Consider the following 6746-nt stretch of genomic DNA (forward strand, 5'->3'; position numbering starts at 1 on the left):
TATGGTTTTCGATGACTGCCCCGCCATATGTCTCTAAAAATGCTGTTGGCAGCGTCGCAGCAATAAGGCGTCGGCTTTGTTCTTTAGCGGTAGTACGCTGCAGCAATACGCAAGACTTTGTGGTGACCAAATGATGTTCAGACGATTTTAACTCGAAGTACGGAGCATGATTTTTTTCTCCGCACGAAAGATAAACTGCCCATCCCCTGTGATGGCTTCTGCCCAAATAAGCGGTAATCTTTGAGCGCCCGGCTTATAAGCCAGCTGCGATTTATGGCGATTCCAGACCAAGGGTCCCGTACTAACGGTATATCCCCAATCTACGAGACGATGTGGCATATCGGAAAGCGTGGTTACTAACGACGTTTGAGTAGGGTTTCGAGGTAGAAGCCATGGCAGAGTTGCGTCTGGCGGTAAAGATATTGACCCCGCACCCTTAACTTCTATTACTCCGTCGCAGGGTGACGTAATCTCTGACACTGTGATCGGGACTGCCTTCCCCGCTTTACGGTAAGTCGTGAGTGCCATTTCCTGAAGCACGTCATCAAAGACACCTTTGCGAGCGGCCACAAAATCTATAGAGATAGGAGGCGCCTCTTTGTTTATCAAAGAGCGAAGATTTTTAAAGTAGCCGCCCGCCAAAAAGGAGGTTGGTGTGACATAGGCAATCAAACCACCAGGCTTCGTTTGACGAATCGCAAAATCCGTAAATAAACCATAGAGATTGGCGTGACCATATAACGAACGGTTGTAGAGCTCGCGGGTTTTGGCATCAAGCTTCGCTTTCCCATAAGGAGGATTACCTATCACCAAGTCGAAAGGGTCCTTAGTTGGGGACTGCCGAAGTGAATCACACACCGTAACCATGATGGGCAGCTTTAAACCAGAAACGCTACTGATCGGTAATAGCACAGCATCCAGCGTGACTTGGCTGAGCCATGCGCCGAAAGGATCAATTTCAAAGCCATGCAGACGATTGCCAATGCTCTGAAGCAATAATTTCGGACTGCAATGAACGAGCTCCGTCATTATTTTTTGCGCGATAGGCGCAAGAAACGCGCCACCGCCACATGCGGGGTCGAGAACCCGGCACTTGGCCCAATTTACGTTTGCCGCAGTGGCCTGATCGATGAGGCGAGCAGTGAGAACAGGCGGGGTGTAGAACACGCCAAACTCGCCGCGGTGCTCCGTGGGTAGCATCCCTGTGTAGGTAAGACCAATTTGATATGCCGCTGTTTCCGCATCAAACCTAGCGGCCATTTTTCCAATTTGATCAGCCAGCAATTGAGCTTCAACAGGGAGGTCAGATGTCTCAAACGACTGAATAGGCGGTCGCAGCTCTTGAGGGACAAGGTGCCCCTCTGTAATGCCTTGCCACCAGGCCTGAACAAGTCGTACGCCAAAGGAGCGAGTTAGCACAAGCTGACTGTGAGCAGGAAAATTGGCAGACATTGAGCGAGCCATTGTTCTCGCGGAAGCCAACGATTGGGTAGGCAGTTCCAATTCACACGGATTCTCTAGCCCCACCAACGCAATTTGTACCTCTTTTCCCATATATCCCCCCATGCGGGCCGCGATTCTACCTTGCTTTGAAGGCTGAAACGCCCCGCCTATCGCGATCACACGATGCTGCGTTAAAAAAAGTAAATCAACCATTCTTCAAATTAAACCTGCGAAGTCATGACCTCACACGACAGGCATACCGAACAACTGTATAAAAATACAGTTAAAATTAGTTTTTCAACTAAATCTTAGACGGATGGTTTGGCAGCTGCGTCCTCGATAAAACCCCGTCACCTCCGAAGACATCCCGCACACAATTACCAAAACCTACCAGACAGCAAAAAGCGCCACGCCGTGACGGGGTTGCACCAAAGCCAGTTTGCGCGCATGTGCAAAATCTCGGTGCGGACCCGGGTGCAAGACGCAGGTGGTCGGGCCCGTGGATAATCGAGGTGTTGCGCCCGTGGTTGTCCGAGTTGCCGAGGATCTTGTTCAGCAGGTCGCGGCGCAGGTAGTCCACGATCAGGTCTTCCACCTGTGAGGCCTGACCCGCGGTGTTCCATAAACTCACCGGCATGCGCACCACGCTCAGGTGATTCATGCGGCTGCCCGGTGCGCTGATGCCTGCCACCGAATACAGGGATTCGACAGCAACACGCTCCCCCCCTAATGCACACAGCCTTATGGGCACATCAAAAAGACGCAATAACCTGCCGCCCCGTCTTCGCAACCTCCCTGACACATTCCTGTAAACACCCTCCGCTATACAGGTCGCCTCTTTTCCTACAACAAGGCCGACCCCATGCCCTGCCCTCCGCACCGTCTCGCCCTGGCTATTGCGCTATTGGCCAGCAGCGACCTCGTCTCTGCCGCGCCCACCCAGACGGTGCAGATCGACACGCGCATCACCCAGGGCCAGACCCTCACCGGCAGCGACACGCTCACCGTCTCCAAGACCGGCACGCTGGACACCTCAAAAGTCGCCGTCACGCTCAAGGACGGCACCAGCGGCAAGGGCGTGGTGATCGATAACAGCGGCACGATCAACTCGTCCACTGGCCGCGCCATCGACGGTTCGGGCGACCTGACCCAGGCGCGCAATTACACGTTGATCAACCGCGCAGGCGGGGTGATTTCGGGCAGCAACGACGCGGTGCGCCTGGGCAACTTCGCCAGCGGCAGCCTGTTGATCGACAACAGCGGCACGATTTACTCCACCACCGGCCGTGGCCTGAGCCTGGATGCGATCCGCAGCCCCAACGTCACCACCACCCTCATCAACCGCGCGGGCGGCCTGATTCATGGTGAAGGCAGCGACGGCATGAAGACCGGCGCCAACGCCACCATCACCAACTACGGCGAGATTTCCAGCGGCGACAGCCACAGCCGTGACGACAAGTTCGACGGTGTGGACATCGACTCCGCCACCGGCGTGACCGTGACCAACTACGGCCTGATTTCCGGCGGCCGTCACGGCATCACCACCGACCTGGGCGCCACGCTGACCAACTACGGCACCGTGATCGGGCGCAACGGTTCCGGCTTTGGCTCCGACGGCGACGGCACGGTGATCAACCACGGCACGATCACCGGTGCGTTTTCCGGGCTGCAGCCCGATGGCGACGGTGACGGCGTGGACATCGACCACATTGGCCATGTCGAAAACTACGGCGTCATCCAGGGCGTGGGCGCAGGCGGGGTCGACAAGAACGGCTTTGCCAACACCAGTGAAGGCCTCGCGCTGGGCGGCGGCTATGTGTACAACGCGCGCGGCGCGCTGGTCAGCGGCGCCAACAACGCGGTGCTGGTGGACGACGGCAGCGACGGCCCGGGCGTGGCCGCCACCTTTATCGAAAACCACGGCGTGATCCAGGGCCTGAACGGTTTTGGCGTGAAATTCGTCGGCAACTTCGCCGACACCGTGATCAACGACGGTGTGATCAGCGCCAGCAACGGCCTGGCCCTGGACCTGGGCGGCGGCGATGACAACCTGATCCTGCGCAGCGGCAGCCGCTTTGTGGGCCTGGTAGACGGCGGCGACGGTTATGACCGCTTGACCCTTGACGACCCGGCCGGCGGCAGTTTTGGCAACAGTCGCAACTTTGAATGGCTGGATGTCAAAAGCGGCAGCTGGACGCTCACCAGCAACGGCGATTTCAGCGACGGCGGCGAGATTTTCAGCGGCGCCACGTTGATCAACCACGGCGCGATCACCGGCAACCTCACCGTCGACGCAGGCGGCGTGTATGCCGGTGGCGGCAGCGTCGGCAGCCTGTTGGTCGACGGCACGTTGCAGACCAACACCGCGCTCGGCACCGCCCACATCACCCGCGACCTGACGTTTACCAGCGGCGCCACCCTGGCCTATGGCGTCAACGCCGACGGCAGCAGCGCGCCCGTGCAGGTCGGCGGAACCGCGAACCTCAACGGCGCAACGCTGGCCGTGAACCCGGGCACCGGCACGTATCCCTGGCAGAGCCATTACACCGTGCTGCAAGCGGGCGCCATCAATGGCACCTTTGGCAAGGTCACCAGCGACTATGCCTTCCTCACCCCCACCCTGGATTACAGCCCAACCCAGGTCGGCCTGACCTACACCCGTAACGATGTGGCGTTCAACCAGTTCGCCACCACCGGCAACGGGGCCCGCGCCGCCAGCAGCCTGGCGGGCCTGGGCACCCAGAACGCGCTGTATAACGCCCTGCTCAACACCACCAACAGCACGGCAAGCGCCGCCATCGAGCAACTGGCGGGCAGCAGCACCGCCAACCTCACCAGCGCGACCCTGGGCGCCAGCGCTCAAGTGGGCACCAGCATGCTCGCGGCCATGCACCAACTGGGCGGCGGCGCGGGCCTGCTGGTGGGCCTGGCGCCGGGCGACACACCCACCCTGGCCGCCACCGGCGTGCCCAGCGAGGCGCGCAACCTCAACGACCCGAACGCCCGTGGCCGCCTGTGGCTGCAAGGCATCGGCAGCTACGGCAAGCTCGACGGCGACCACGGCAGCAACGGCCTGACCCAGCGTACCCAAGGCAGTGTGCTGGGCGCCGACTGGGCGGTGGCGTCGGACTGGCGCGTGGGCGTGCTGGGCGGTTACTCCAAAACCGATCTAGACACCACGGGCGTAGACGGCAACGTCGACAGCTGGCACGCCGGTGTCTACGCCATGCGCCAAAGCGGCCCACTGGCCCTGCGCCTGGGCGCCGCCTACAGCGGACACCAGGGCGACAGCAAACGCACGGTGGCTTTCAGCGGCTTTAACGACCGGCCCAAAGGCGACTACGACGCCAACAGCCAGCAAGCCTTCGCCGAACTGGGCTACGCCCTGGGCAGCGGTCGCCTGAGCGCCGAACCGTTCGCCAACCTCGGCTACCAGCGCTACCACCGCGACAGCTACACCGAAAAAGGCGGCGCCGCCGCGCTGCACGTCGACGGCCAGACCCAGGACAACGTCAACAGCACCCTGGGCCTGCGCCTGGCCCACCTGAGCCAGTTGGACAACGGCATCAGCCTCACCCCTCGCGTGAGCGCCGGCTGGAAACACACCTACGGGGATGTCGCCAGCAACACCCGCCAAGCCTTCCTGGCAGGCGGCACCGCGTTCAACGTCGAGGGCAGCGCGCTGGACCGTGACAGCCTGTTGCTGGAAGCGGGCCTGGACGTAGGCCTGTCGGCCCGCCACACCCTGGGCGTGGGCTACAGCGGCGAGATCGGCAACAACAGCCGCACTCACGCGCTGGTCGGCCAATGGCAGATGAGTTTTTAATCGCGCCCCGGTAAAGACATCTCCCGCACACGAGGGGTCGATGGCCTGACAGTTATCGACCCCGCGCCTCGCTAAATTTCCCGACCTCATACATCAGAGGTTGGGTTTACATGCCAGTCATCACGAAACAACTCGCACTCATTTTCGCCCTCGCGCTCGGGACCTGCTGCGCGTCGTTCACTTACGCGCGTGGGGACATGGAGCCCGACACCGAGTGGCTCGACGAACAACCCGCGGCCAGCCAGCGCCCCACCCCACCAACCCCTGACAGGCCGTTCCATTTCAGCCATTACGCCACCAGCGCCAACGGGCTGAGCGTGGCCCGGGCGCTGGACGCATCGGTCAAGGCGGTGCTGGACACCGGCGAACTGGGCGCCTGGGAAAAGTATCAACTGGCCAATATCGCTCACGAACTGCGCCACCTGCCGCCCGGCCAGCTCGGCGCGGTGCTTGAACAACTGGCTGGCAGCCACAACGCCAACCTCGGCAGCGCCACGCAACAGAGCCTGCAATCGCTGAGCGATGGCCTGCTGGAGGCCATGCGCCCGTTAAGCGACGCCCCCGCCGATGAAGGCCGCGTGTGGCTGCAAGGCCTGGGCAACAGCAGCCAGCTGGACAGCCAACACGGCAGCGCAGGCTTGCAGCAAAAGACCCAAGGCCTGCTGCTGGGCGCCGATTGGGCGGTGGACCACGCCTGGCGTATCGGCGTGACGGGCGGCAAGTCCACCAGCACCCTCAGTGCCAACCCCTTCAAGGGCAGCGTAGACAGCTGGCACCTGGGCGGCTATGCCGTGCGCCAGGACGGCCCGCTGGCCCTGCGCCTCGGCGCGCTCTACAACAACCATACGGGCGTGAACAACCGCACCGTCGACTTTAGCGCCATCAACCACCGCGAACACATAAAGGGCCAATACACCGCCAACAGCCAGAGCGTGTTTGCCGAACTGGGCTACGCGCTGGACCACACCAACGTGCGCACCGAGCCCTTCGCCGCGCTGGGTTATCAACGCTACCACCGCGACAGCTACCGGGAAAAAGGCGGTGTAACAGCCCTGAACGTCGGCGCGCAAGACCAGCAAAACCTCAGCAGCACCCTTGGCATCCGCCTGCTCAGCCAGTTCGCACTGGGCAACCAGATAAGCCTGCAACCGCACCTGAGCGCGAGTTGGAAGCACCTGTATGGCGACGTCAGCAGCGGCGTGCACCAGTCCACCACCTGGAGCCGACACGCCAGCTTGAACCGTGACTTCACCGTGCAAGGCACACCGCTGGACCGCGACACCCTGGCCCTGCGCGCCGGGCTGGACCTGGCCTTGTCGTCGCAACACACCGTGGGCCTGACCTATACCGCCGCCATGGGCACCAGCAGCCACAGCCAAGGCGTTGCAGGGCAATGGCGCATGGCGTTCTAAATCGCAGGCGAAAAAAAAGGTTCTTCACGGATTACCGGGAAAGTCATTCTTGATCTTCATGAAAA

General features: G+C 61.2%; 3 protein-coding genes and 1 pseudogene. 2 read left to right on the top strand and 2 right to left on the bottom strand.

What is annotated here, in order from left to right; translation table 11 throughout:
- Positions 1-147: 147 nt before the first annotated feature.
- Positions 148-1656, bottom strand: a complete 1509-nt coding sequence (locus ACW9H9_RS08925; protein WP_457342786.1) for an HsdM family class I SAM-dependent methyltransferase — start codon at positions 1654-1656, stop codon at positions 148-150.
- Between the two features lie 259 nt (positions 1657-1915).
- A pseudogene (locus tag ACW9H9_RS08930) lies at positions 1916-2170 on the bottom strand (HipA domain-containing protein); the annotation flags it as partial.
- A gap of 135 nt (positions 2171-2305) precedes the next feature.
- Between ACW9H9_RS08930 and ACW9H9_RS08935 the strand changes: the two are divergent.
- Positions 2306-5269, top strand: coding sequence for an autotransporter outer membrane beta-barrel domain-containing protein (locus tag ACW9H9_RS08935; protein WP_457342787.1), 2964 nt, complete (start codon positions 2306-2308; stop codon positions 5267-5269).
- A 197-nt stretch (positions 5270-5466) separates the two neighbouring features.
- Positions 5467-6681: an autotransporter outer membrane beta-barrel domain-containing protein gene (locus ACW9H9_RS08940; RefSeq protein ID WP_457342788.1), complete on the top strand. Its 1215-nt coding sequence runs from the start codon at positions 5467-5469 to the stop codon at positions 6679-6681.
- The last annotated feature ends 65 nt before the right edge of the window (positions 6682-6746 follow it).

The organism is Pseudomonas sp. SDO5215_S409, from assembly GCF_054071325.1.